The following is a 23,745-nucleotide window of genomic DNA, read 5'->3' as shown; positions in this document are numbered from 1 at the left end:
TTACTTCCGGAGCTTCGGGTCGAGGGCCTCGCGCATCGCCTCACCGAGCAGGGTGAAACCGAGCGCGGTGATGATGATCGCGACCGCCGGGTAGATCGCCAGCGCCGGTCGGATGCCCAGGTACGGCTGCGCGTCGGCGAGCATCACCCCCCACTCGGGGATGGTCGAGTCCGGGTTGCCCAGACCGAGGAAGGAGAGCGCGGCGGCCTCGATGATCGCGGTGGCCAGGGTCAGCGTGGCCTGGACGATCACCGGGGCGAGCGAGTTCGGCACCACGTGGGTCAGCGCGATCCGCGACCGCTTCACCCCGAGGGAGGTCGCCGCCAGCACGTAGTCGCTGTTGGACTGGGAGATCATCGAGCCGCGCAACAGTCGGGCGAAGACCGGCACGGAGACCACGCCGACCGCGATCATCACGGTGGTCAGGCTCGCCCCGAGCAGCGCGGCGACGCTCACCGCCAGCAGCAGGCTGGGCAGGGCCAGCAGCATGTCGACGAAACGCATCAGGGTGCTGTCCACCCAGCGGCCCCAGCGTCCGCCGAGCCCGGCCGAGGCGCCGGCGATACCACCGATCAACGCGCCGACGGCAAGCCCGATCAGGGTGGAGACCACGCCGACCAGGAGCGTCTGCCGGGCCCCGACGATCATCCGGCTGAACACGTCCCGGCCCTGGTGGTCGTAGCCGAGCCAGTGGTCGCCGGAGGGGCCGGGGATGATGCCCTGCCCGGACTTGACCACGCCGTCCCGGATGCCGATCGAGTCGGTCGGTCCGTACGGCACGAAGAACGGGCCGACGACCGCGACCAGGACGAACAGGACGAAGATGGCCGCGCCGACGATGGCGGCCGGGTTGCTGCGCAGCCGCCGGAACGCCTCCTGCCAGAGGCTGACGCCGCGCTCGTCGTCGCGGACGGCGGCGAGTTCGGCGAGCCGGTCGATCTTCTCGCGCTTCTTGCCAGGGGTGATGGTCATCGCACCCTCACCCTCGGGTCGATCAGGCTGTAGGAGAGGTCGACTATCAGGTTCACCAGTACGTACACCACCGCGATGATCAGGATGAAGCCCATGAGTACGGGGTAGTCGCGCTGGCTGATCGACTCGGCGACGAACGCCCCGATGCCGCTGAAGGCGAAGACGGTCTCGGTGAGCACCGCGCCGGAGAGCAGACCGCCGGCGAGCAGACCGATCGAGGTGGCCACCGGGAGCATGGCGTTACGCAGCACGTGCCGCCGCCGGACCACGCTCTCGGTCAGGCCCTTGGCCTCGGCGGTCCGGACGAAGTCCTCGCCGAGCACCTCCAGGACGCTGGCCCGGGTGATCCGGACGATGATGGCCAGCGGGATGCTCGCCAGCGCGAGGCCGGGGAGCACCAGGTGCCAGATGGCGTCGGCGGCGGCGTCCCACTCTCGGGTCATCAGCCCGTCGAGGACGAAGAAGTTGGTGATCCGGGTCGCCTCGATGGTCGGGTCCTGCCGACCGCTGGAGGGGAACCAGCCCAGGTTCTCCGCGAAGATCGCCTTGAGCACGTAGGCCAGGAAGAAGACCGGAATGCAGATGCCGATCAGCGAGCCACCGACCGACAGGTGGTCGAGGAGCTGGCCGCGACGGCGGGCGGCCAGGTAGCCCAGCGGGATGCCGACGCCGATCGCGATGATCATGGCCATCACGGTCAGCTCGACGGTGCCGGGGAAACGCTGGAGGAACTCGGTGGTGACCTCCCGCTTGGTGGCGGTCGAGGTGCCCAGGTCGAGTTGGGCCATCCGGCGGATGAACTTGGCGTACTGCGTCAGGATCGGTTCGTCGAGACCGAGGTTGCGGCGGATCGCGGCGCGCATCTCGGGTGTGCCCCGCTCACCGAGGATCGCGGTCTCCGGACCGCCGGGCAGTCGGCGCAGCCAGATGAAGAGCAGGATGGAGAGCCCGAACAGCGTGGGTATCAGCTGGAGCAGGCGTCTGACGATGAACCGGAACACGGCGGCCTCGAAGGGGTGCGGAGGGATGCGGGCGGGCGCTGTGACCAGCGCCCGCCCGCGTTCCTTGCGTCAGGTCAGGACTTGAACTCGGCGGTGGAGAACCGCTCGTCGGTGAGCGGGCTCGCCTTGACGCCCGTCACGTCCTTGCCGAAGACGATCGCCGGCGGCGAGTGCGAGATCGGCACACCCGGCAGGAAGTTCATGATGTCCGCGTTCAGTTCCTTGTAGATCTCGGTCCGGGCCGCGATGTCGGCGGTGGTGTCGGCCTTCTGGAACTTGTCGAAGAGCGGCTTGTTGGTGAAGCCCCACTCGTCCTTCGGCCGGTCGAAGAAGGTGCCGATGAAGTTGTAGGCGTCGCCGTAGTCACCGGTCCACCCGAGGAAGTGGATGTCGTGCGCGCTGCCCGAGGTGGTGGCGTTGAGGTAGTCCGGGCTCCACTTCAGCGGGATCGGCTGGACGGTGATGCCGACCGCCTTCAGGTCCGCCGAGAGCAGCTCGAAGATGTCCTTCGGGTTCGGCATGTACGGCCGGGTGACCTCGGTCGGGTAGTGGAACTTCAGGGTCAGGTTCGACGCCCCCGCCTCGGCCAGCAGCGCCTTGGCCTTCTCCGGGTTGTAGTCGTACTTGGTGACGTTGCCGTTCCAGCCCTCGACGGTGTCCGGGAAGAAGTTCTCCGCGACCTTCGCGCCCGGGGGCAGCTTCGAGTCGACCAGCGCCTGCCGGTTCAGGGCGTGCGCGATGGCCTGCCGGACCTTCACGTCGGCCAGCTTCGGGTTCCCCTTCTGGTTGATCGCCAGGTAGAGGATGTTGAAGGCCGGCCGGGTGAGGACGTTGAAGCCCTCGCCCTTCAGCGGCTCGACGTCGGCCGGGCCGACCAGGTCGTACCCCTGGATGTCACCGGAGCGCAGCGCCTGCTTGCGCGCGTTCTCGTCCGAGATGGTCTTGTAGATCAGGGTCTTCAGCTTGGCCTTGGTGCCGGCGTAGTCCTCGTTCCGCTCCAGGGTCAGCGTCTTGTTGGCGACGTCCCAGGCCTTGAACTTGAACGGACCGGTGCCGGTCGGGTGCTCCATCGCGTACGACGGGTACTTGATGTCCGTGGCGCTGCCCGCGACGTTGCTGGCGTCGTACTGCTTGAGCGCCGTCGGGCTGTGGATGGAGAACGACGGCAGCATCAGCGCGGCCGGGATCTTGCTGGAGACCCGGGTGAAGGCCAGGTCGACGGTGGTGGCGTCCTTGGCGGTGCAGGACTTGAAGAGGCTCGCCGGCAGCTCCGGGTCCTCGTTCTTGGCGAAGCCGCCCATGACGTCCTGCCAGTACGCGGTCACGTCCGGGCTCTGCATGAGGCCCGTGGCGTTGTACCAGCGGTCGAAGTTGGCGCAGACGGCCTCGGCGTTGAAGTCGGTGCCGTCGTGGAACTTCACCCCGGAACGGAGCTTGAAGGTCCAGGTCGTGCCGGTGGCGTCCGGCGTCCAGGTCTCGGCGAGGCCGGGGCTGACCTTGGTGCCCCCCTCCTCCGGACGGACCAGGGTCTCGAAGACCTGTCGCGCCACGCGCAGCGACTCACCGTCGCTGGCGAAGCTGGGGTCGAGCACCTTCGGGTCTCCGGCGACGCCGAAGACGAGGGTGTCCTTCTTGCTACCGCCGGAATCGTCGCCGCGGTCACTCTCGGCGCAGCCTGCTACCGCGAGGGCCGCGGCCGCGACGGCCGCCAGCGCGGCCTTCGACCTGGGTGCACGCATGGGTGCTTCACCTCGTCCTAGGGGGTACGGACATGCTGGTGACAGGGGTCACCGATGGCCGTGACCTTAGCCTCCGTTCGGACTCCCCCGGAACTATTGACGAAGCTGTTGGTACCGGATCGTGTCTTTACCGCTGCGACGCGCGCCGGACACTTCGCTTTTCCGCCCTGGATTGCGGCGGTTCGCCCCGGTTCACCTATGCGAATCTGTTACATCGCGCGTCGAGGCCGTCGCGGCCATGTCAGACCGGGACGCCCCCGTCCCACCACAGTGGATCGACGCCGCCGAGTGGCTGGCGCCGGTCCACCGTAGGCGGTATCAGACGGCGCGCCGCCCCTCGAACGCGCGACCGAGGGTGATCTCGTCGGCGTACTCCAGGTCACCGCCGACCGGCAGGCCACTGGCCAGCCGGGTCACCGCGATACCCATCGGCTTGACCATCAGGGCCAGGTACGTCGCGGTCGCCTCACCCTCGGTGTTCGGGTCGGTGGCCAGGATCAGCTCCCGTACGGTGCCAGCGCCGAGCCGGGCCATCAGCTCCCGGACCCGGAGATTGTCCGGGCCGATCCCCTCCAGCGGGTTGATCGCCCCGCCCAACACGTGATAGCGACCCCGGAACTCACCGGTCCGCTCGATCGCCACCACGTCCTTGGGCTCCTCGACCACGCAGAGCACCTCGTCGGTACGACGCGGGTCGCGGCAGATCCGGCACTGCTCGGACTCGGCGACGTTGTAGCAGCTCGTGCAGAACCGCACCAGCTCCTTGACCTTGCGCAACGCCCCGGCCAGCCGGTTGACGTCGGCCGGGTCGGCGGACAGGACGTGGAAGGCGATCCGCTGGGCGCTCTTCGGGCCGACGCCCGGCAGCCGTCCCAGCTCGTCGATCAGGTCCTGGATGGCACCCTCGTACATGCAGCGGCTCAGAACCCGGGCAGGCCGAGGCCACCCATGCCGCCGGTGACCGGGCCCATCTTCTGGTCGGTCAGCTCCCGCGCCGCCTCGGTGGCGTTGTGCACGGCTGCGACGACGAGATCCTCGAGGGTCTCCACGTCCTCCGGGTCGACCGCCTTCGGGTCGATCCGGATCGCCTTGAGCTCCCCGGAGCCGGAGACGGTCGCGGTGACCAGGCCACCGCCGGCGGTGCCGGTCAGCTCCGCCTCGGCCAGCTCGGCCTGCGCCTTGGCGATCTGCTGCTGCATCTTCTGCGCCTGCTTCAGCATCTGCTGCATGTTCGGCTGTCCACCTGGGCGCACGGACGGGCTCCTTCTCGCACTCGGCTCACTCGACCGTCCGCCAGCCTAACCGCTGTGAGCAGCCTCGCCCCGCGCGGTGCTTTCCCCCACGCCGCGTGACGGAGGATCATCACGGCCAGGAGGAGGGTGACGACGATGTCCCGGGACCAGGCCGCCACGACTATGGAACGACAGGCCCACGCGTGCGCGGGGATGGCCGCCGGGCTCTACGCCGACCTGCTCGTCCGGGCCGCCGCCGACGTCCGGGCCGGCGGGCCGTGCGCCACCACGATCCAGGGGTACGAGGACGCGCCCGCCGACGCGGCCGTGCCGCTGCGCCTACTCGGGGCGTACACGCCCTGGTGCTCACCGGGGCCGCCCCGGACCTGGCGCGGTACTACCCGAGCGCCGGTGGGGCGTACCGGCCGACGGACGCGGACGCCTGCTGGACGGCGTTCCGGGCCACCGTCGCCGGCGCCCCGGACACCCTGCGGCAGTGGCTGCGCCGCCCGCCGCAGACCAACGAGGTCGGCCGGGCGAACCTGCTGCTCACCGGCCTGCTGTACGCCCTCGGCGAGCTGGGCGACCGGCCGGTACGCCTGGTCGAGCTGGGCACGAGCGGTGGGCTGAACCTGCGCGCCGACCGGTTCCGGATCGAGGCGGACGATTTCGCCTGCGGCCCGGCCGACTCCCCGGTCCGACTCCCCGACGCCTGGCGTGACCGCGTCCCCGACTGGCTCCGCACGGCCGCCGACGCGCCGCTGACCGTGGTGGAGCGAATCGGCTGCGACCCGGACCCGATCGACCCCATCGACCCGGCCGGCGCGCTCGCGCTGCGGGCGTACGTCTGGCCGGAGCACACCGCCCGCGCCGCCCGGCTGGCCGGGGCGCTGGAGCTGGCCGGACGGCTGCCGGCAACGGTGGTCCAGGCCGGCGCGGCAGAGTTCCTGGCCGGCATCGAGCCGCAGCCCGGCACGCTCACCGTGGTCTGGCACTCGGTGATGCGGCAGTACGTGCCGACCGACGAGTGGCGGCGGGTCACCGCCGAGATCGACCGGCTACTCGGCAGTGGTGCGCCGGTCGCGCACCTGTCGTTCGAGCCGGGCCTGGCGGACCCCTCCCGCTTCCAACTGCGGGCCCGGCTCGGGGACCGACCGGAACGGCTGCTCGCCGAGGCGCACCCGCACGGCCTGCCCGCCTGGATTCCGTAGCGGCCCATCGGGTCGACGACCTCGCCGGCTGCGCCGGCCCCCGCATCCCTCCGGTCTCCTACCCGGTGGTTGCTGCTACCGGGCCTCGACCTCGGCGATCTTCTCCGCGCCGAACACCTCACGGAGCAGTTGCACCGCCTGCTCCTCGCTGGACTGCCGGGCGACCCGCTCGTCGATCACGTCGTCGAGTGGCTCGTCCCCCGGGTCGAATCCCTCGTAACTCGGGGTCGTCGGCGGCGGAGCCGCGTTGACCCGGCCACCACCGCGCACCGGGCCGTCGTAGTCCGGGTCGTACGGCGGTTCACCGGCGAACTCGCTGTCGGCGGTCTTCCGGGCCGCGTCGGTGCGTGCCCCCCGGGCCGGCTCCGCAGTCCGACCAGCCCCGCGCGCGGCGGCTGCCCGGGCGGCGGCGCGCCCGCTGCTCACCGGGGCACCGCCGGCCGGTGCCGGCGGCGACGCGGGCGCGGCAGGCCGGGCCGGTGCCGTGGTATCGGCCGCCCGGGGTGACGGCGGGACCGCTCCGCCCGACGGGGTCGGTTCGGCCCGCCCAGCCGGGACGGCCGCCCCGCCGGGACGCGCAGGTTCCGGCCAGCCATCGGCTCCGCCGGGGCGCGCGGGTTCCGGCCAGTCGTCAGCCCCGCTGGCTGTGGCAGCTGTGGCGGCTGCGGCGGCACCACCCGGGCGGGCTGGCTCCGGCCAGTCCTCCTCGGCGGCCGGTCCACCGCTGTCCCCGGACGGGCGGGCGGCCGACGCCGGACTCGCCGCCCCGGCCGGATTGGACCGCTGCGGGGCCGCCGGCGGCGTCGGTGCGGGCCGGGCGGGGGGCGGTGACGCGGCAGGTGGTGGCGGCGTGGCAGCCGGTCGGGACGGCCCGGCGGATGCCCGGGAGCCGCCCCGCTCACCGGCCACCTCGCAGCGGATCTGCCAACGTCCGCCCAGTACCTCCTGGACGGCCTGCCCTATGAGGTCGGCATGCCCGGCCGACGACTGAGCATGGAAGCTGTGCTTGAAACTTAGAACAAGCGTGTCGCCCTCCAGCTCACCGACCGACGCCTCTTGGATCATGGCGCCGGCCCGCTTGTTCCGCTGCTTGATCAACGGCAGGATCCGGTCTCGCCAGGCATTACGCACAGCATGAACGTCGAGGGTGCCGGAGGCCGGGGCGTCGGGGCGGGGCGGCTCGGGGGTGACCGGATCGGGCAGCACCGCCTCCGGCGGTGCCACCCGGCGCGGCGCGGCCGGCTCGGACGCGGACGGAACCACGGCCGCCGGGGCCTCGGTGTGGGTTGGCGTGGGCTCGGTGCGGGCCGGGACGGGCTCCGGCTGGGCCGGTCCGGGAGCCGGCGTGACATCGGCGACGGGAACGCCCAGGGTGAGCCGGCGTTCCATCCGCTCCAGGCGTTGCAGCAGGCCGCCGGTGGAGTCGTCGGCGCCGGGCAGCAGCATCCGGGCGCAGATCAGCTCCAACAGCAGTCGGGGACCGGTGGTGCCGCGCATCTCGACCAGACCGTTGTGCACGATGTCGGCGCAGCGGGACAGCGTCGCCTGGCCGAGCCGCTGGGCCTGCGCGGTCATCCGCTCGACCTGGTCGGTCGGGCCGTCGATCAGGCCCTTGTCGGCGGCGTCCGGCACCTGCTGGAGCACGATCAGGTCACGGAGACGTTCGAGCAGGTCGGAGGCGAACCGACGAGGGTCGTGCCCGGCCTCGGCCACCCGGTCGACGGTGGCGTACGCCGCCGCGCCGTCCCCGGCCGCCAGGGCGTCGCACATCTCGTCGATCAGCGCGGAGTCGGTGACGCCGAGCAGCGCAGCGGCCCGGGCGTAGCTGACCCCCTCCGGTCCCGCCCCGGCGATGAGCTGGTCGAGCACGGAGAGACTGTCCCGGGCGCTGCCGCCACCGGCCCGGACCACCAGCGGGAAGACCGCCGGGTCGACCGTGACCCCCTCGGCCTCGCAAAGCTGCTCCAGGTACGGCCGGAGCACCTTCGGCGGGATCAGCCGGAACGGGTAGTGGTGGGTCCGCGACTTGATCGTGCCGAGGACCTTCTCCGGCTCGGTGGTGGCGAAGATGAACTTGACGTACTCCGGGGGCTCCTCGACCAGCTTGAGCAGGGCGTTGAAGCCGGCCGACGAGACCATGTGCGCCTCGTCGATGACGTAGATCTTGAACCGGCTGTTGGCCGGCGCGAAGAACGCCTTCTCGCGCAGCTCGCGGGCGTCGTCCACACCACCGTGGCTGGCCGCGTCGATCTCGATGACGTCGATCGACCCGGCGCCGTCGCTGGACAGCGACCGGCAGGAGCCGCACTGCCCGCACGGTTCCGGGGTGGGCCCCTGCTCGCAGTTGAGCGAGCGGGCCAGGATCCGGGCGCTGGAGGTCTTGCCACAGCCCCGGGGGCCGGAGAAGAGGTACGCGTGGTTCAGCCGCCCGCTGCGCAGCGCCTGCGACAGCGGCTCGGTCACGTGCTCCTGCCCGATGACCTCCGCGAACGTACGCGGCCGGTACTTGCGGTAGAGCGCCAGTGCCACCCGTCCGCCTCCTCTCGACCGAGCCATTCTGCGCCGGCCTGCCGCGGGTGACCACTTACCCCGCCGGCCGGACGCCGACGACGGGAGACGTTATCGGGCACCGGAGACGAAAAGGCCTCCCGTGCACCCGGCAGAGCTCGCTTATCCTTGCTGCCTTCCGGCCCTGGGGAGGTTCACGAGATACCGCCGCACGGGAGGTGCACCCAGCCTACCCGACCCCGTGACGATCTTCAGGGGGTGGTGGGGTGAACAAGCCGAGCACGACCTGTACTCTGTTCGGCGGAGGATTCGCCTAGAGGCCTAGGGCGCACGCTTGGAAAGCGTGTTGGGTTCACACCCTCACGAGTTCGAATCTCGTATCCTCCGCTCTGAGCAGCGCGAACGTACAGGGCCGGCCCCCACAGGGACCGGCCCTGAGTCGTCTCTACGGTCTCACTCGTCTCAGTTGTCGTCTCACTTACCCTGTTCCGGCCGGTCGGGCGGCGGTTCGCCGCCGCTCTCCCCCGGCTGGCGCGGCGGGTCGCCCCAGAGCAGTCCACCGAGCTGCTGCGCGATGTCGCGGCGCACCTGATCCGTCATGTGCTGGTACCGGACAGCCATCGCCGAGTTGGACCAGCCCATGATGCCCATCACGGCGCGGCCGGAGACGCCGAGGACCAGGAGCACGGCGGCCGTGTGCCGGGCGTCGTGCAGCCGGCCGTCCCTGACGCCTGCGGCCTGGCGGGCACCCGGTTCGGCCTCCGGCCGGCCCTGCTCGCCTGCGCCGCGCTGGCCTTCACCGCTGCGCTGATCTCCCCTGCACGCAGCCTGCGTACGCTGCCGAAGATCACTGAAGAAGGAAACTGACTGTCTTGACGATCCGACCCGCCCACCCCGACGAACTTCCCGCACTGACGACGTATCCGAACGACGACGAACGCAACGCCGCGACTTCGGCGTACCTGGCCGGTCTGCTCGAGAGCGGGTGCACGCGCCCGGAGTGGTGCCTGGTCGCTGAGCAGGACGGCGCGCTGATCGGCAACGCCGTGCTGTGGACGATCCCGGGCCGCGCGGTGCCGATGGACATCGTGCTGCTGGAGCCCGGCGACCTGGACACCGGCGAGGCACTGCTGCGGTACGCGGCAAACCTGGCCCGCTCGCTCGGCGCCGAGACACAGGGGCACGTCCTGGACATGCCGGCCCAGGCCCCGCAGTTCCAGCGCGATCCGCAGCTGCGCGAGAAGCTGCTGAACGCCAGTGGGTTCACGGTCGCCCGCGACGGTTGCCGATTCCTGTGGAGCGCGGGCGACCCGATCCCCGCCCAAGACGAACGTCTGCACTGGCGCTCGATGGCCGATATCGGCCAGGAGCCCTTCGTGGAGCTGCTCGCCGACACGTTCACCGACACCAAGGACTCGATCTTCCAGGCCGAGATCGCCGAGCACGGCCTGCGCGGCGCGGCCGAACGCAACCTCGCGGACATGCTGGAGATGGACCACGAACCCGGCTGGTTCGAGATCGGCTACGACGAGCAGGACCAGCCCGTAGCGATCAGCCTGCCCGCCCGTACGCCCACCTCCGCGGTGATCGGGCTGGTCGCCGTCGCGTCCGCCGGCCGAGGTCGGGGATACGCCACCAGCGTCGTCGCCCGCGGCACCCAGCTGCTGGTCGCGGCCGGCGCCACGGAGATCCGCGGCGACTGCGACGCGGACAACATCGGCATGTTCAAGGCCTTCCAGCGCGCCGGATACCGCAACTTTGCCAACCGGAAGATGTTCAGCCGCCCGCTGTGACACCCCGAGTCCCGGGCGGCACCGCAATGCGGCGCCGCCCGGGTGGTCTCAACTGTGGTCTCATTCGCTGCCGTCCGCGGTTGTCCATGTCGGGTCCGGCGGACAGCCGAACCGCAGGTCATGTGCACTGTTGGACCGGTCCGGACGCATGATCGCAGACCTCGAAAGCGGGTAAGGCCAGCCCGAGGCCGCCTCAGTTGTCGTCTCGTTCGGCCACGTCCAAGGTCATCCGGTGACGTCCCATCCCGCGTGGACGTCGCTGCCTGGTACCGCTGCGAGCCCTGGCGAACGCGAGACGACAGACTTGGAAAGCGTGTTGGGTTCACACCCTCACGAGTTCGAATCTCGTATCCTCCGCTCTGAGCAGCGCGAACGTACAGGGCCGGCCCCCACGGGGACCGGCCCTTCGTCGTCGGCAGATGGAGCCCGCCACCCCCGGCCTGCCCGTGATCGACTCGTCCGGCGTCCCGATGCTCCACTCGACCTGCGGTATGTCGGGGTCTCCGGGACGCACGAGACCCCCGACATACCGCAATCGGAGTCGATCAAGGGGGGACGGCCCCAGGCCGACCGGCCAGGCGTCCAGGCCGAGTCGCCTCATCGCGGGAGCCGGCGGGTGCACTCCCCGTCGTGGTCGGGGCGGAGCAGGCAGCGACGGCCGTTGGGGAGTTGTCCCGGGCAGAACGCCGGATGCCGTACGGCCGGGTGGTCGACGGTGGCCTCGTCGCACTCGACCAGATGGTGGAAGCTCAGCGAACGGGCGATGACCCGCGCGACGCGTACGGCGGTGGTCAGGTCGTCGGCCGTCACCGGCAACTGGATCAGGAAACGGCGGCCCATCAGGCCACTCCGAGGGTGGTGGCCAGGTGCGCGACGCCGGCTGCGGTGGGCCTGCCACGTACGACGGCCGCGATGACCGTACGGGCTGCCGGTCGTGATCGGGTCTCGGCCGGCGCGGTGCGGTCGGCCTCGACCAGGGCGCGGCCGGCGGCGGCCAGGTCACCGACCTGGAGGTACGCGCGGGCGATGTCGATCAGGTACGCGGCGCGATGTCCGGCCGGGAGTCGTCGCCACCGGTCCCGGCGGACGGCGTGCCCGTGCCGGATGATCGCGTCCTCGGAGTCGCCCAGGTCGACCGCCGCCCCCACCCGAGCCAACTCGACCGTGGTGGGTCCGAAACACGTCCACTGGTGGTCGTGACCTTCACCGACCAGGTTGGCGATCTCACCAGCCCGGTCGGTCAGTTCGTGGGCGGTGCGTCTGTCGCCGCAGCCGGCAGCGGCCAACGCCGCCTGGAGCAGTAGCGTCCCGAGCACCGACAACTCGCCCAGCGTGCCCTCGTCGTACGGGATTGGCGTGATCTGGGGTGCGGCGGCGAGTGCCGCTGCCATCGCGAGCTGATTCCGGCCGAGGGCTCGTAGCGCCTGGGCGAGGGGAATCGCCGCGATGGCGGCGAGCAGCCGGTCACCGCCAGCAGCCGTCACCGCTCGGTCGGCGGCCAGCCAGGCAAGATCAGCCTCCCCGAGTTTCACCAGTACCGACGAGGTGACCCGGTACACCTGCACCAGCAGGCCCGCCGCACACTCCGGCTGCGCGGCGTGGACGCGTTGGGCATCGGCGAGGAGGCCCGGCAGCATCCGCAGCAGGCGGAAGTAGTGGGCGTGCTGGTAGGTCAACCAGGCATGCCCCACCCGTTTGCTCAACTCCGCGACCGGCGTTGCCGGCCGGCGGTCGGGGTCGTACGGGGCGAAGTCGTAGCGGGCGAGGGCGGCCCGCACCCGGTCGACGCCGCCGGTGCCAATGGCGGTCGAGGGCGGTGTGGTGCGGCCGAGCAGCACGACCGGGTCGACGCGAAGCACCTCGGCAAGGTCCTGGATGACCGAGAACCGGTCGAGGGTACGCACGCCCCGTTCGATCTTGTCCACCCAGCTCTTGGACTTGCCGAGCCGGTCGGCGAGCATCTGCTGCGTCATCCGCCGTCGGATCCGCCACTGCGCGACCCGACGCCCGATCGGCAGCTCATCCACGCTCACGACGCCACCACCGTCCCGTCGTCCGGGCATGTTCGTCGAGCCAGTGGCCACGGTTGACCGGCAGGCGGTGCCAGACCCGGCACGGCAGGTCGGCACCACACCGACACACCCGCCGCCACCTGCGCCAGGACCACACCGGCCGATGCCGGTCGGCGAGCAGGATCGCAGAGGCCACGACGAACCCGTTGGACGGACCGCGCCCCGCCCGGCCGTCGTCGCTCATCGGTGCAGGGCGTAGCGATCGCGGGTCCGGGTCTGCTCGGACTGCCAGCGCCGCAGAGCGTCCTTAATCCGTACGGTCTCGCGGTGGGCCCGTTCGGCCGACTCCTGCGCGTCGGCCAGTTCGAGGGCGACCCGGTCGAGGAAGCGCCGCACGTCGTCCGGGTCCAGGCCGCGCCGACCGAGCCGGGTACGCCGGAACCGGCGGTCACGCACCTGGGCCGGGAGCAGTGGCAGGCAGTACCGGGATCGGTACGGCGCTCCATCGGGCCGCCGATGCCGAGCGGCACGGCTACCGAACAGCCGCTCAACGAGATGTCTCACAGGAACCTGCCTTTCGACATGCGCCAAGAGGAGGGGCGGGTCGGTCCCCGGGTCGGGCTCCCGAGGACGGACCCGCGACGCCGAACCGCGCAGGGGGAAGAAGGCGGTGCGGCAGCACATGCCCCACCTTGACTCATGACTACAGCGCTAGTCAAGAGTACAGAGCATCTTGTCTCACGACCCGCTGACGGGTGCCTACGGTCGAGATGTGAAGTTGATGGGAGCGCATGAGATCCGGATGCGGCTGGGCGGGATCAGCCGCCAGCGGGTCTACGCGATCACGTCACACCGCTCCTTTCCTGCGCCGATCGCCGAGTTGCAACAGGGCAACGTATGGCTCGCCGAGGACGTCGAACGCTGGGTCCGGGAGCACCGGCCCGAGCTGGCCGACGAGGAGTAGGGGCGCTCTGCCTGCCGGGCACCAACCACTGGCGCCCTGCCGCAAGTTCCCGCAGCTAGCGCCTGAGCTGCGAAAATGCGGGATGTGGCCAGCGGTATCGCCGGCATCCCGCAGCGTGGAGGCGTCCCGTGTCCAACGACCAGCCGGCCACCGCCATGCCCGTCTGGGACGACGTGCCCACCCGGGATGACCCGCCCGGCGACGGCTACTACGAGCTGACCGAGAACGGGTGGGGTGCCATCATTGGTTGGCTCAGCGGCGTCGACCGAATGGTGCGATGCCCCGACCGTCTCCCCCATGTGGTCACCGAGGTGTGCACCGAGGTGTGCACCGACCGAAGCGGGACGCGGAAGAGGACCGTCCCACGCTCGGCGGAGGACCAGCAGATCATCGACGACTTCATCAACGAGTACCTGAGCGACGCGGGGATACCCAGCCGCCCGACCGGGTGGCGGTGGTTCCTCAAGCTCCCGTCGGGATACACCGGCCCGCAGATCGAGTCCCTGGTGAACGCGGGCGTGGGGCGTCTGCCGGCCGACCAGGTACGTCCCAGTCAGTTTGCCCCGCGCATTCACGAGACGCTCCAGGGCATCTACGCCAGCGGGTAGCACGGGACGCGGTGTGCCGCCTCCACAGCCGGCGGCGCCCGAACGCTGGATCCGGGAGCACCGACCCAAGCTGATCCACTCGATTTCGGCAAAATCGGTGTAACCCGAGGTCGCGGATACCCCCGTTTCGCCAAAATCGAGTCGATCATGCCCCCTCGCCAGCGGCTGGCGAGCAGACATCCCCCCGCGATACAGACTCCCCGTCAGCGCGGTTCGGGCTGGCGGAGCCCGATGCCGGACTGGTCCACCGGGGGTACGGCATCGGCGTGGCCAGAATCGACGTGCGACGGCACGGTCTTCCCTCCCGGACCGGCGGGCGGAACGACGAGGGCCGGGCGGCGGGCGTTGGTGAGCCAGCGCAGCGCCCACTCGACCGGGCCGTAGCGGAACCAGCGCAGCCAGAGCGCGCTCACCACCAGTTGGGCCCCGAACACGGCCAGGGCGAAGGCGAAGAGTGCCGGCGGGGAGAACGTGCCGGCGAGCCCGAACCCGATGCCGGTGAAGGTGAGCAGGCAGGCCACCGACTGGCCCAGGTAGTTGGTGAGGGCCATCCGCCCGGCCGGGGCGAGCGCGGCCCGGACCGCCGCCGTACGCGCACCGTGCATGACCCGCAGCAGCGTCGCCACGTACGCGGCGGCCAGCAGCGGAGCTGTCGCGACGCTCGCCGCCACCCCTAGGGTGTTGCCGTTACCGCCGCTGGCGGCGTAGACGATCGACCCGAGCAGCCCGACCGGGAAGCCAATCCACTGGATCCGGCGCAGCACCGGCTCGCTGCCGGAGATCCGGCCCAGCCACTGCTGGCGGCCGGCGACCATACCGAGCAGGAACAGGCCCAGCGCGGTCGGGCCTTGCAGGGCCACTGCCTGGGTGAGCAGCAGCGGCAGATTCGCGATGCGCTCCTCGATGTTCGACTCCCAGCCGCCGAGCAGCGCCCGCGTCGCCTCCTCGCCGTTGGCCAGCGCCTCGGCCTCGCCGGGCAGGAACGTCGAACGGTCCACGAAGAGCGCACTCGCGACCAGGCCGACCAGCACGAGGGCGTAGAGGCCCACCGCGATCCGGATCGCCGTACGGTCCTTCACGTTCCGCAGCAGGAGCAGCGCGAGACACGCCACGGCGTACGTGGTGAGGATGTCGCCGCCGTTGAGGAAGACGGCGTGCAGGGCACCGAGGACGAAGAGGCCACCGATCCGGCGGAGCATCCGTGCCGGGAAGGCTGCGCCGGCCCGGCTCGCCGCCGCCATCTGGAGGGTGAAGCTGTACCCGAAGAGGAACGAGAAGAGCACGTAGAACTTCATGTCGACGAAGACGGAGGAGAGCGTGCGGACGGCATCGTCCAGCCCCGAGTCGAAGTCGGGGTCGGTCACCAGGTTCACCGGATAGCCGGAGGCCATGAAGGTGACGTTGACGACGAAGATCCCGAGCAGCGCGAAGCCTCGGACCGCGTCGACGTCGAGAAGACGTCTGACTGGATTCGGTGTAGTCACAATCCACCTCCGGTGGTCTCTGTATCCCGCACAGTGTACGTGATACAGAGTCGTCAAGACTTAGGGTGAGCACAAGGCCCCTGGGGGTGGAAGCGAGGAGTTGAACGTGACGGAACACAGACTTCCCCCCGTGGTGGCCCGAATGTGGGGCCGCGAGGCCAGCCCGAGATACGGCCCCCGACCCAGCCTTGACCTGGGAACAATCGTCGACGCCGCGATTCGGATCGCCGACCGCGACGGTCTGGAGGGGGTGAAGATGAGCAGCGTCGCCGCCGAAGTCGGGATGGCGACAATGTCCCTGTACCGCTACGTCGGCAGCAAGGACCAACTGCTGACCGTGATGGCGGACGCCGCCTTGCCCGAACCACCAGCGCTCCACGATCAGGGCTGGCGTACCTACCTGGCCGACTGGACCCGGGCCAACCGGGACTTCCTCCTCAGCCGGCCCTGGTTGCTGGCACTCGGCCAGCACACTCCGCCCGCCGGGCCTCGGTCGCTGCGGTGGGCCGACCGCGCAATCGCCGCACTTGCCGACACCGGACTCGGCTACGGCGAGCGGCTCAGCATCGCGGCCACCCTCTCGGGCTACGCCATCGGGCAGGCAGCCCTGGCCCACGCCCTGAACCGCACGACCGACGCCACCGACTCGACGGTGGGGCTGGCCGAGTACCGCGACGTCCTCGGCCAGGTTCTCGACCCGGACGGTTACCCGGAGCTGACCGCCGCCGTACGCGCGAACGCGTTCGGCGTCTCCGAGGAGTGGGTCGACGACGCCGACTTCACCTTCGGGCTCGATCTGCTCCTCGACGGCATCCAGGCACTCATCGCCCGCGGGAAGAGATGAGCCGCTTGTCGGGTCGATCTGGAGGAAACCGGTGATGCGGGTCGTGGTGTTGGGTGGTACGGAGTTCATCGGGCGGCGGGTGGTCGAGCGGCTGGTCGAACGGGGCGACGAGGTCGTGGTGGTCCACCGCGGTCGGACCGAGCCCGACGACCTCCCCCGCTGTGCGCACCTGCACGTCGACCGACGCGACTTCGCCGAGGTCGCCGACCGGGTACGCGGGTTCGGCCCGGACGCCGTCGTCGACTCGTACGCGTTGACCCGCGCGGACGCCGACGCCGTCCTGCCGCACCTGCCCGACGTGCCGCTGGTGCTGCTCTCCAGCGTCGACGTCTACCGGGCGTGGGAACTGCTCCTCGCCGACGATGACACCCCGCTGCCGGTACCGCTCACCGAGAACGCGCCGCTACGTCAGGGGCGTCGCCCGTACCAAGGGCGGGGTGTGGGGCTGGACGACTACGACAAGCTCGATGTCGAGCCGGCGTACCTGGCCCGGGGTGGCAGCGTGCTCCGCCTCGGCATGGTCTACGGCCGGCACGACCAGCAGCGCCGGGAGGAGTTCGTGCTGCGGCGGGTCCGGGCAGGGCGGACCCGGATTCCGGTCGGCGCGGGCGACGCGCTCCTCACCCGTCTGCACGTCGACGACGCGGCCAGCGCGGTGCTCGCCGCCCTCGACCAGCCGGCCGCCGCCAGCGGGGAGGTGTTCAACCTGGGCGAGTCGGTGACGTACCCGGTGCGGGGCTGGCTGCGGCTGATCCTGAACGCGGCCGGGCACGACGCCGAACTGGTCCGGGTGCCGGACGAGCGGGTGCCGGAGGACCTGTGGCTGACCCGGCGGCTGGCCCAGCACGTACTGGTCGACAACGGCAAGGCCCTCCGGGCGCTGGGCTGGCAGCCGACGGACCCGACCACAGCGGTCGCCCGTTCGGTGCGCTGGCACCTGGACCATCCGCCGACCGATGCCTCGGCCGACTTCAGCGCCGACGACCAGGCGCTCGCCGGCTGACCGGGCTGCCCGGTCCGAGCTGCGTTGCGGCCCGGTCCGGCGGAGCCGCGCCACCGACAGCGCCGCAGGGCAGAAGCGCCCGTCCGGCGTCACTCTGGGTCATCGGGTACGCCGGAATACGGTTTACTGACGACGTGATCATCGACGCCTCCGGGCTGGCCATCCGCCGTGCCGCATGAGCTACCAGCTCAGCGCGGTCGTCGCCGACGTCGACCTGCTCATGGAGCAGACCGCCGATCTGGACCACGCCGTACTCGCCGCGCTCCGGCAGGACTTCGCCCTGCTGCCGGTCACCCCGCAACTGGTGGAGGAACTGACCGGTGCGCTGCCCGACTTCACCGTCGAGGAACTGAACCAGCAGCAGCCGTTCCGTCTGGTGCTCTCGACCGCGCTGGCCGGGGTGTTCGCCGGCTGGTCACGGCAGGGCCCGATGGCGTACCTGGAGGCGGATTTCTCCGGCGGGAGCGGGCACCAGGCGGCGGTGGTGTGGTTGGCCGGGACGGTGGCCTGGGGGCCGTGCTTCGATGCCGCACTCGACCGGCCCCGCGCCGAGTGGCCGATCAACACCGCGCTGGTCCGGATCGGCGTGGAGCCCGGCGGCTGGATCGATCCCTTCGCCGAGCTGGGACTCCACCTGGAGGGCAGCACCGAGGGCTGGCTGGCCCACGGGCGACGCCGCCTCTCCGCCGACTACTGGGACGACCTCGCCGAAGAGTGGGAATACCGGCAAAACGCCGTAAACCAGCAACCTCGCTGGCCCGACGCCGTTGGGGAGTGGGGGATTTGATGAATCTGCGGCAATTCTTGTTCATTGCGACGTTGTTGACGGCTGCCTCGGTGGCCGGCAGCGGCGTGCGTCCACATTCGCCAATCGTGCCGGCAGACCCGATCGGGCCGACCGTCGACGAGGTGATCGACCTCAACGGACTCGCCGGTGCCGAGTTCGGCGACAGCCAGCGGGAACTGGCCGAACGGGGCATCCTCCAGGAGGCCGCCGAGTCCTGCGGCCCCACGCTGGTCGGGCACGAGACGGCCAGCCCGATCTTCTACGACGACCGGCTCGTGCTGCTCTGGGTCAGTGCTCCTGTTCGGACTCCGGAGGGAGTCACCGTCGGCACGCCGGTCGACGACCTGCCCGCCCACTTCCCGTCGCTGGCCCGGCTCGGCGCTCCGAAGGGGACGTACCGCCTCGACGGGCTGCTCGCCCAGCGGGGCGACCGCGCGTACCTCTTCCTCCACGACGGACGGACGGTCCGCAAGACGATCGCCGGCTACGCCGAGTACGCGCAGCGTCTCTTCGCCGAGGGGTACGGCCCCTGCTGACCCGACGGTGACCCCGCCGCGTCACGTCACCACTCGACCGGCAACTCCTGCGGACCGAGGACCGCGTGTCCCGCCTTCCACCGCACCTCGTCGGCGGGCACGGCGAGCCGGAGCCCGGGCAGCTCACGTAGAAGCAGTCCGATCGCCGTCCGCACCTCCAGCGCGCCCAGATGCGCCCCGACGCAGTAGTGCGGGCCGTACCCGAAGGAGAGGTGCGGGTTGGGGTCACGGTCGAAGTCCATCCGCTCCGGGTCGGGGAACACCCGGGGGTCCCGGTTGGCGGCGTCGTGCGAGGGGATCACCACGTCCCCGGCGGTGAGCCGTACGCCGCTCGGCAGTTTCACGTCGGCCAGGACCCGGCGTGGCAGGTCGTCGGCGTTCGAGATGGAGTGCAGCCGCTCCAACTCGTTGATCGCAGAGTCCAACTTCTCCGGATGGTCGACGAGGTACTCCCATCCGGACCCGTACCCCCGATAGGGGCGGGTGCGGAGGACGTGGACGAAGGTGGCGATCGAGTTGGCGGCGGTCTCCCAGCCCCCCACCACCAGCGAGATCGGCAGCTTGATCTGGACGTCCACCGGCTGGTCGGCGGTGGTCCCGGCGATCCGCGTCAGCATGTCACCGGCCGGGCAACCCCGCCGATTTTCGAGCTGTTCCCACAGGTACGCGCCCATCTCCTGGGTCGAGCGGGCGGCCTCGTCCCGGGTCAGCTCGCTGTCGGCCAGGAACAGGTCGCCCCACCTACGGAACCTCGCCCAGTCCTGATGAGGGAGGCCGAGCAGGTCGCAGATGACGTGCAGGGTGAACGGGATCGCGAAGTCCCGGAGCAGGTCGGCCCGGTTGCCCCGGGCGAGGAGCGCGGCGAGCTGCGCGGCCGCCTCGGCCTCGACCCGGCCGCGCAGGCGGGCCACCGCCGGCCGGGTGAAGAGATCCTTGACCGTCCCCCGGACCCGGGCGTGCTCGGCCCCGTCCATCCCGAGCATCGTCCCGGTCACGTCGATCGCGTCGGCCGTCGTCGCGGCGGCCCGGGAGAAGACGTCCTGCCGGCGTAGCACCGCCTTGACGTCCGCGTACCGGCAGATCAGCAGGGCGGAGACGGACTCGCCGTTGACCTGGCGGACCACCGGCACCACCCCGGAACCGGTGGCCGCGAAGTGCCCGTAGTACGGGTGCTTGTCCGGGCCGGGCGGCCGGTTGACGCCGTCGTCGTCGACATGGAACGGGTGCCGGAGGGGAGTGACGGTCTCCTGACGGGGAGTGAGCATGCCACTACGATCCCACCCGGCCGTACGCTAATCCAGACCCATCGATCAGGCCCGACTCGACCCCCTGGTCAGGGGTAGACCAGCCGCGAAACGGACGCGGGCGCGTACCGGTAATCTCCGGCAAACCGCGCGCTGAAGGTCGTCATTCGCGAGATCGGGTAACTGACGACGAGCCTGCCGGACGAGTTCACCGGCCCGCACGCGAGCGGCGTCTGGGTGGCACCGGAGGGCTGCGCGTACAGGCAGACCGTACGGCTGTTGTAGGTGGTGCCGAGCTGGGCGGTCACCGTTGCGGTCCGGCCGGTGCTGGTGGTCGTCTTGCTGACGGTCAGATTGAGGGCCGTGACGGCGCGGGAGACCTGCACCGTGCCGAACCCACTCGATCCCGCGTGGCCGGCGTCGCCGGCGAAGCTGACCTCGTAGGTGTTGGCCCCGCCGATCAAAGGCGTGTCGGAGAAGGAGAACATCCCGGTCGACGTGGTGGTGACGCTGGGCAGGGTGTGGGTGCCGGCAAGGTCCCGCTTCACCACCCGCACCGTCTGGGGCGTCGACAGCGCCGCGCCGGTGAACGTCAGCCTGCCGGTCACCGTGAGCTTCCCCCCGCGCGTACTCGTCGAGGGCGCGGAGAGCGCGACCGAGCTGTTCTCCTTCACGAAGTCCGTGAAGACTTGCAGGATCGGTTCATTCACCGCGTCCGGGTTGCGGGTGATGGCGTAGAGCGTCCCGTCGCCGCCCGTGGCGAGCCCGTGCCAGATAAGAGCGCTGTCCGGCGGAAGGTGGTACCGGCGGACCAGGCTCCCGTCCGGCCGCTCGACGAAGATCGTCGAGGTCGAACCGAGGATAACGAAGGAACCGTCCCGGGACGTGGTCACGGCGGTTGGCGAGACGGCGGACGGGAACCGACCCGCTGGCGACAGGTCGGTGGTCGAGAGGGCCGCGTGCTCGGTCGCCCACCCCGATTCGCCGTACAGACGGCTGCAGGCCAGGATCACCCTGGTCGCGTCGGGAGTCACCACGGCATCGTTCAGGCTGGTGCAGGTCTCCGAGGGCACGGTCGCCACAATCGACGGCGTCCCGGACGAGACGTCGTACAGCGTCGGCTTACCTGGCAACGAATACCTGGCGGCGTCTTCGTCGGTCGCCAGAAGGAGATCCGGGTTACCCGGGCTACCCGCCAGCATCGGAGGCCCTACCAGCATGCCGTCGACCGGCAGCTTCGTGGCCAGGACGGGCGTCTCCCCTCGCAGGTCGAGGGAGCCCAGCCTCCCCTCACCGGTCCGGCAGCCGTACCCGAAGTAGAGCTTCCCGCCGACGTGCGTCAACCACGTGGGGCAGGTGGAGGAGCCGGTGCTGTAGCGACGGGTCTCGGTCAGCGTCGTGGTGTCGATCGCAGCGATGGCATGCGCCTCGACGAGGGCCACGTAGAGGGTGGAGCCGTCCGGGCTCAGCGCCATGCCGGTGGCCCCTGCCAGGCCCGGGATCGTGGTCTGCGAGCCGCCGGACAGATCCGTGACCCGCACGGCCGTGCTGTTACGCCCTGGACTGAAGAAAAGCCGGGCGTGCGCCGCGTCGACCACCATGTCCCGGTACGACGCCATGCCCAGCTCGACCGCGGTCCGGGCGTGCGCCACACCGGACCCGAACGGTGCGACGACGGCGGACGCCGCCCCGAGCACCGCGACCATGAGCCGTGCGATCAGCTTGCTCCGCACGTCCACCTCCCACCCCCGTGTGAAGATCGCGCCACGCGCGCCGGGCAAGCCTAGAGACCGGCATGCCATCGAGGAAACTCTGATTCAGCGCCGCCGGCCACATCGACGCATCACGAACCGAACGTGGGAGCACCCGGCCGCCCGATCGGTCAGGTCGATCCCCAGAGCAGCCTGGGCCGCTGACCTACGATGACGCGGTGCTGCTCCCTGAGCGGTTGTCGGATGTCTGGACGCGAACCCAGACGGTGCGGATTCTCGACGAGGGTCTGGACGACGGGCCCCTGGACGACCGTCAAGTGCTGGTGCAACTGACCGACCAGGCCCAGGTGAACAGGGCACAGGAACTCACCACCAACGGCCAGTTCGCCGGCGACATCTGTCGGTGCCTCGGTGACCTGACGCTGGCTCTGTACGACGCCGACGACCGGATTCTCGGCAGTGCGACCATCCACGGACATGGCCGCATCTCGTGGGAGCGGTCCAGGTTCGCCGACGACCTGAAGGTGGCCGAGCCGACCGCTCTGACGCTGTTCCTCGCCGAGTGCGGCGTCTCCGGTCGGCTCCTGAGCCTGTTCACCGATCTCGTCATGGCCCTCGGGTACTACGAGAGGTCCGACACGCCGCAGTTCCGTCCCGCTGGTGCCCCGGCTGTCCTGGCTGACCGGCAGGTGCCCGACACCCTCCGCAGCACGTTGGTCAGCATCGACGGCAACAGCGCCGCCAACCTCCCAGAAGAACGAGTGCACGTCCTCGTGCAGCGCCTGACCGTTGCCGAACCTGACCCGATCGCCCGCGCGGATGCGCTGTTGGGCTGGCTTGGCCGACTGCCATATCCCACCGAAGCGCTGTGGGGTGAGGGCATCCTGGTGCGTCGACTACTGGCCACACTGCCCGAGGCAGACATCGTCGCGGCAGCGGCGACCGGTGAACCGGCCGTGGCGCTGGGTGCGCTCAACTGGGCGGTCCATCAGCCGGACGACCGACTGGTCGCCGCCGCGATCGCACCGACCCTGCGGCGCCTGCTGCCCTGACGAACGCCTTCCGAACTGAGGGCACAAGCGGAACGCCCGGTCGGTCCTAACGGACCGACCGGGCGTTATCGCTGTTCACGAGCGGTGGCGGCGGGATTTGAACCCGCGGAGGGCGTAAACCCTCACACGCTTTCGAGGCGTGCTCCTTAGGCCACTCGGACACGCCACCGCGCAGTAGGTTACAGGACCACCGGCCCGGACGCCGAACCGGTATGCCCCCGGGCGGCCTGGCAGGATCCCTGTCATGAGTGTGCACATCGGCGCGAAGCCGGGAGAGATCGCCGAACGGGTCCTGATGCCGGGCGACCCGCTGCGGGCCAAGTGGATCGCGGAGACCTACCTCGAGGACGCCACGTGCTACTCGACGGTGCGCGGGATGCTGGGCTTCACCGGCCGCTGGAACGGCGTCGAGGTGTCCGTCCAGGGCTCCGGCATGGGCATGCCGTCCGCCTCGATCTACGCCCACGAGCTGATCAACGAGTACGGCGTCCGGTCGCTGATCCGGGTCGGCTCGTGTGGCGCGCTCAGCCCGGACCTGAAGCTGCGGGACGTGCTCGCCGCGAACGGGGCGTCCACCGACTCGAACATGAACCGGGTGCGCTTCGACGGACTGATCGACTACGCCCCGGTCGCCGACTTCGGGCTGCTGCGGACCTCGGTCGAGGTGGCCGAGCGGCGTGGCGTACCGATGCGGGTGGGACCGGTGCTGGCGGCGGATGCCTTCTACACCGACCGACCGGACCTCTACGACGTCCTCGCCGACTACGGGGTGCTCGCGGTGGAGATGGAGTCGGCGGCGCTCTACACCATCGCCGCGCGGTTCCGGGCCCGTGCCCTCACCGTGCTGACGGTCAGCGACCACATCAAGACCGGCGAGAAGACCTCCTCCGCCGACCGGGAGCAGACCTTCTCCCAGATGGTCGAGATCGCCCTCGACACGATCATCGCCTGACGACCGGGCTGGGGTGGTTGCAGGGGACCCTTCCTACGCAAAATCCGGTAGCAGGGGTCCCCTGCAACCACTGCAACCCCAGCAACCACCC

At 70.5% G+C, this 23,745-nt stretch carries 22 protein-coding genes, 2 tRNA genes, 1 other RNA gene and 2 pseudogenes; 12 read left to right on the top strand and 15 right to left on the bottom strand.

Annotation, left to right across the window (positions count from 1 at the left end):
- The 5 genes from GA0074692_RS26860 to GA0074692_RS26840 form a co-directional block, all read right to left on the bottom strand.
- Complete coding sequence (locus tag GA0074692_RS26860; protein ID WP_091649023.1) at positions 1 to 972, bottom strand: ABC transporter permease; 972 nt, start codon at positions 970 to 972, stop codon at positions 1 to 3.
- The gene (locus GA0074692_RS26855) at positions 969 to 1,973 is read right to left on the bottom strand and encodes an ABC transporter permease (protein WP_091649019.1); all 1,005 of its coding nucleotides are present in this window, start codon (positions 1,971 to 1,973) and stop codon (positions 969 to 971) included. The genes GA0074692_RS26860 and GA0074692_RS26855 overlap by 4 nt, the downstream gene beginning before the upstream one ends.
- A gap of 74 nt (positions 1,974 to 2,047) precedes the next feature.
- Positions 2,048 to 3,712 carry an ABC transporter substrate-binding protein gene (locus GA0074692_RS26850; RefSeq protein WP_091649016.1) on the bottom strand — a complete coding sequence of 555 codons (1,665 nt, stop codon included), beginning with the start codon at positions 3,710 to 3,712 and terminating at the stop codon, positions 2,048 to 2,050.
- 318 nt (positions 3,713 to 4,030) lie between these two features.
- Entirely contained in the window at positions 4,031 to 4,624 is a 594-nt protein-coding gene (gene recR / locus GA0074692_RS26845; RefSeq protein WP_091649013.1) for a recombination mediator RecR, read from the bottom strand.
- A gap of 8 nt (positions 4,625 to 4,632) precedes the next feature.
- Positions 4,633 to 4,941: a YbaB/EbfC family nucleoid-associated protein gene (locus tag GA0074692_RS26840; RefSeq protein WP_218106811.1), complete on the bottom strand. Its 309-nt coding sequence runs from the start codon at positions 4,939 to 4,941 to the stop codon at positions 4,633 to 4,635.
- 159 nt (positions 4,942 to 5,100) lie between these two features.
- On the opposite strand from GA0074692_RS26840, the pseudogene GA0074692_RS26835 reads away from it, so the two are divergent.
- Positions 5,101 to 6,155, top strand: a pseudogene (locus GA0074692_RS26835) (DUF2332 domain-containing protein).
- 75 nt (positions 6,156 to 6,230) lie between these two features.
- On the opposite strand, the gene GA0074692_RS26830 reads toward GA0074692_RS26835, so the two are convergent.
- Together GA0074692_RS26830 and ffs are read right to left on the bottom strand one after the other, a co-directional pair.
- The gene (locus GA0074692_RS26830) at positions 6,231 to 8,684 is read right to left on the bottom strand and encodes a DNA polymerase III subunit gamma and tau (RefSeq protein ID WP_091649005.1); all 2,454 of its coding nucleotides are present in this window, start codon (positions 8,682 to 8,684) and stop codon (positions 6,231 to 6,233) included.
- 110 nt (positions 8,685 to 8,794) lie between these two features.
- An RNA gene (gene ffs, locus GA0074692_RS26825) (signal recognition particle sRNA small type) lies at positions 8,795 to 8,884 on the bottom strand.
- Between the two features lie 81 nt (positions 8,885 to 8,965).
- On the opposite strand from ffs, the gene GA0074692_RS26820 reads away from it, so the two are divergent.
- Positions 8,966 to 9,050: transfer RNA gene (locus tag GA0074692_RS26820), tRNA-Ser, on the top strand.
- Between the two features lie 87 nt (positions 9,051 to 9,137).
- Here the strand turns inward: GA0074692_RS26820 and GA0074692_RS26815 are convergent.
- A pseudogene (locus GA0074692_RS26815) lies at positions 9,138 to 9,398 on the bottom strand (site-specific integrase); the annotation flags it as partial.
- Here GA0074692_RS26815 and GA0074692_RS35015 point away from each other — a divergent pair.
- Positions 9,360 to 9,530, top strand: a complete 171-nt coding sequence (locus tag GA0074692_RS35015; protein WP_176738232.1) for a hypothetical protein — start codon at positions 9,360 to 9,362, stop codon at positions 9,528 to 9,530. The pseudogene GA0074692_RS26815 and the gene GA0074692_RS35015 overlap by 39 nt on opposite strands.
- Before the next feature lie 5 nt (positions 9,531 to 9,535).
- Positions 9,536 to 10,456 (top strand): GNAT family N-acetyltransferase, encoded by a 921-nt coding sequence (locus GA0074692_RS26810; protein ID WP_176738595.1) that lies wholly within the window; start codon positions 9,536 to 9,538, stop codon positions 10,454 to 10,456.
- Between the two features lie 597 nt (positions 10,457 to 11,053).
- Here GA0074692_RS26810 and GA0074692_RS26805 read toward each other — a convergent pair.
- The 3 genes from GA0074692_RS26805 to GA0074692_RS36250 all read right to left on the bottom strand — a co-directional run bounded on the left by GA0074692_RS26805 (position 11,054) and on the right by GA0074692_RS36250 (position 13,032).
- Positions 11,054 to 11,296, bottom strand: coding sequence for a hypothetical protein (locus GA0074692_RS26805; RefSeq protein ID WP_091648997.1), 243 nt, complete (start codon positions 11,294 to 11,296; stop codon positions 11,054 to 11,056).
- The gene (locus tag GA0074692_RS26800) at positions 11,296 to 12,489 is read right to left on the bottom strand and encodes a helix-turn-helix domain-containing protein (protein ID WP_425413362.1); all 1,194 of its coding nucleotides are present in this window, start codon (positions 12,487 to 12,489) and stop codon (positions 11,296 to 11,298) included. The genes GA0074692_RS26805 and GA0074692_RS26800 overlap by 1 nt, the downstream gene beginning before the upstream one ends.
- A gap of 219 nt (positions 12,490 to 12,708) precedes the next feature.
- Positions 12,709 to 13,032 carry a DivIVA domain-containing protein gene (locus tag GA0074692_RS36250; protein WP_425413361.1) on the bottom strand — a complete coding sequence of 108 codons (324 nt, stop codon included), beginning with the start codon at positions 13,030 to 13,032 and terminating at the stop codon, positions 12,709 to 12,711.
- 217 nt (positions 13,033 to 13,249) lie between these two features.
- Here GA0074692_RS36250 and GA0074692_RS26785 point away from each other — a divergent pair, with 217 nt between their 5' ends.
- Both GA0074692_RS26785 and GA0074692_RS26780 read left to right on the top strand, forming a co-directional pair.
- A complete protein-coding gene (locus GA0074692_RS26785) occupies positions 13,250 to 13,432 on the top strand; it encodes a hypothetical protein (protein ID WP_091648981.1) in 183 nt (60 codons plus the stop codon).
- 128 nt (positions 13,433 to 13,560) lie between these two features.
- Positions 13,561 to 14,040, top strand: coding sequence for a DUF5956 family protein (locus tag GA0074692_RS26780; RefSeq protein ID WP_091648978.1), 480 nt, complete (start codon positions 13,561 to 13,563; stop codon positions 14,038 to 14,040).
- A gap of 203 nt (positions 14,041 to 14,243) precedes the next feature.
- Here GA0074692_RS26780 and GA0074692_RS26775 read toward each other — a convergent pair whose 3' ends face one another.
- Entirely contained in the window at positions 14,244 to 15,524 is a 1,281-nt protein-coding gene (locus GA0074692_RS26775; RefSeq protein ID WP_245730478.1) for a DUF418 domain-containing protein, read from the bottom strand.
- Positions 15,525 to 15,630: 106 nt separating this feature from the next.
- Between GA0074692_RS26775 and GA0074692_RS26770 the strand changes: the two genes are divergently transcribed.
- The 4 genes from GA0074692_RS26770 to GA0074692_RS26755 all read left to right on the top strand — a co-directional run bounded on the left by GA0074692_RS26770 (position 15,631) and on the right by GA0074692_RS26755 (position 18,694).
- Entirely contained in the window at positions 15,631 to 16,368 is a 738-nt protein-coding gene (locus tag GA0074692_RS26770) for a TetR/AcrR family transcriptional regulator (protein WP_218106715.1), read from the top strand.
- 34 nt (positions 16,369 to 16,402) lie between these two features.
- Complete coding sequence (locus GA0074692_RS26765; protein WP_091648973.1) at positions 16,403 to 17,371, top strand: NAD-dependent epimerase/dehydratase family protein; 969 nt, start codon at positions 16,403 to 16,405, stop codon at positions 17,369 to 17,371.
- Positions 17,372 to 17,546: 175 nt separating this feature from the next.
- Positions 17,547 to 18,158: a hypothetical protein gene (locus tag GA0074692_RS26760; RefSeq protein ID WP_091648970.1), complete on the top strand. Its 612-nt coding sequence runs from the start codon at positions 17,547 to 17,549 to the stop codon at positions 18,156 to 18,158.
- A 35-nt stretch (positions 18,159 to 18,193) separates the two neighbouring features.
- Positions 18,194 to 18,694 (top strand): hypothetical protein, encoded by a 501-nt coding sequence (locus GA0074692_RS26755; protein ID WP_425413402.1) that lies wholly within the window; start codon positions 18,194 to 18,196, stop codon positions 18,692 to 18,694.
- Positions 18,695 to 18,720: 26 nt separating this feature from the next.
- On the opposite strand, the gene GA0074692_RS26750 is transcribed toward GA0074692_RS26755, so the two are convergent.
- Together GA0074692_RS26750 and GA0074692_RS26745 are read right to left on the bottom strand one after the other, a co-directional pair.
- The gene (locus tag GA0074692_RS26750; protein WP_091648963.1) at positions 18,721 to 19,959 is read right to left on the bottom strand and encodes a cytochrome P450; all 1,239 of its coding nucleotides are present in this window, start codon (positions 19,957 to 19,959) and stop codon (positions 18,721 to 18,723) included.
- Between the two features lie 68 nt (positions 19,960 to 20,027).
- A complete protein-coding gene (locus tag GA0074692_RS26745; protein ID WP_091648960.1) occupies positions 20,028 to 21,671 on the bottom strand; it encodes a YncE family protein in 1,644 nt (547 codons plus the stop codon).
- Between the two features lie 197 nt (positions 21,672 to 21,868).
- Between GA0074692_RS26745 and GA0074692_RS26740 the strand changes: the two genes are divergently transcribed.
- Complete coding sequence (locus GA0074692_RS26740) at positions 21,869 to 22,702, top strand: hypothetical protein (protein ID WP_141725423.1); 834 nt, start codon at positions 21,869 to 21,871, stop codon at positions 22,700 to 22,702.
- 82 nt (positions 22,703 to 22,784) lie between these two features.
- Here the strand turns inward: GA0074692_RS26740 and GA0074692_RS26735 are convergent.
- Positions 22,785 to 22,871 (bottom strand) — tRNA-Ser (locus tag GA0074692_RS26735).
- Between the two features lie 75 nt (positions 22,872 to 22,946).
- Here GA0074692_RS26735 and deoD point away from each other — a divergent pair.
- Positions 22,947 to 23,654: a purine-nucleoside phosphorylase gene (gene deoD, locus GA0074692_RS26730; RefSeq protein ID WP_091648952.1), complete on the top strand. Its 708-nt coding sequence runs from the start codon at positions 22,947 to 22,949 to the stop codon at positions 23,652 to 23,654.
- Positions 23,655 to 23,745 lie beyond the last annotated feature (91 nt).

Source organism: Micromonospora pallida, from assembly GCF_900090325.1.
Taxonomy (GTDB): Bacteria; Actinomycetota; Actinomycetes; order Mycobacteriales; family Micromonosporaceae; genus Micromonospora; species Micromonospora pallida.
Note: the sequence above shows the minus strand (reverse complement) of the source record. Positions and strands in the feature narration are given on the sequence as shown.

What these genes read in the sequence shown, in the direction of transcription:
- GA0074692_RS26860 (WP_091649023.1), bottom strand. Translation starts at nt 972, where the DNA reads ATGACCATCACCCCTGGCAAGAAGCGCGAGAAGATCGACCGGCTCGCC.
- GA0074692_RS26850 (WP_091649016.1), bottom strand. Translation starts at nt 3,712, where the DNA reads ATGCGTGCACCCAGGTCGAAGGCCGCGCTGGCGGCCGTCGCGGCCGCG.
- recR (WP_091649013.1), bottom strand. Translation starts at nt 4,624, where the DNA reads ATGTACGAGGGTGCCATCCAGGACCTGATCGACGAGCTGGGACGGCTG.
- GA0074692_RS26840 (WP_218106811.1), bottom strand. Translation starts at nt 4,941, where the DNA reads ATGCAGCAGATGCTGAAGCAGGCGCAGAAGATGCAGCAGCAGATCGCC.
- GA0074692_RS26805 (WP_091648997.1), bottom strand. Translation starts at nt 11,296, where the DNA reads ATGGGCCGCCGTTTCCTGATCCAGTTGCCGGTGACGGCCGACGACCTG.
- GA0074692_RS26785 (WP_091648981.1), top strand. Translation starts at nt 13,250, where the DNA reads ATGGGAGCGCATGAGATCCGGATGCGGCTGGGCGGGATCAGCCGCCAG.
- GA0074692_RS26765 (WP_091648973.1), top strand. Translation starts at nt 16,403, where the DNA reads ATGCGGGTCGTGGTGTTGGGTGGTACGGAGTTCATCGGGCGGCGGGTG.
- GA0074692_RS26760 (WP_091648970.1), top strand. Translation starts at nt 17,547, where the DNA reads ATGAGCTACCAGCTCAGCGCGGTCGTCGCCGACGTCGACCTGCTCATG.
- GA0074692_RS26750 (WP_091648963.1), bottom strand. Translation starts at nt 19,959, where the DNA reads ATGCTCACTCCCCGTCAGGAGACCGTCACTCCCCTCCGGCACCCGTTC.
- deoD (WP_091648952.1), top strand. Translation starts at nt 22,947, where the DNA reads ATGAGTGTGCACATCGGCGCGAAGCCGGGAGAGATCGCCGAACGGGTC.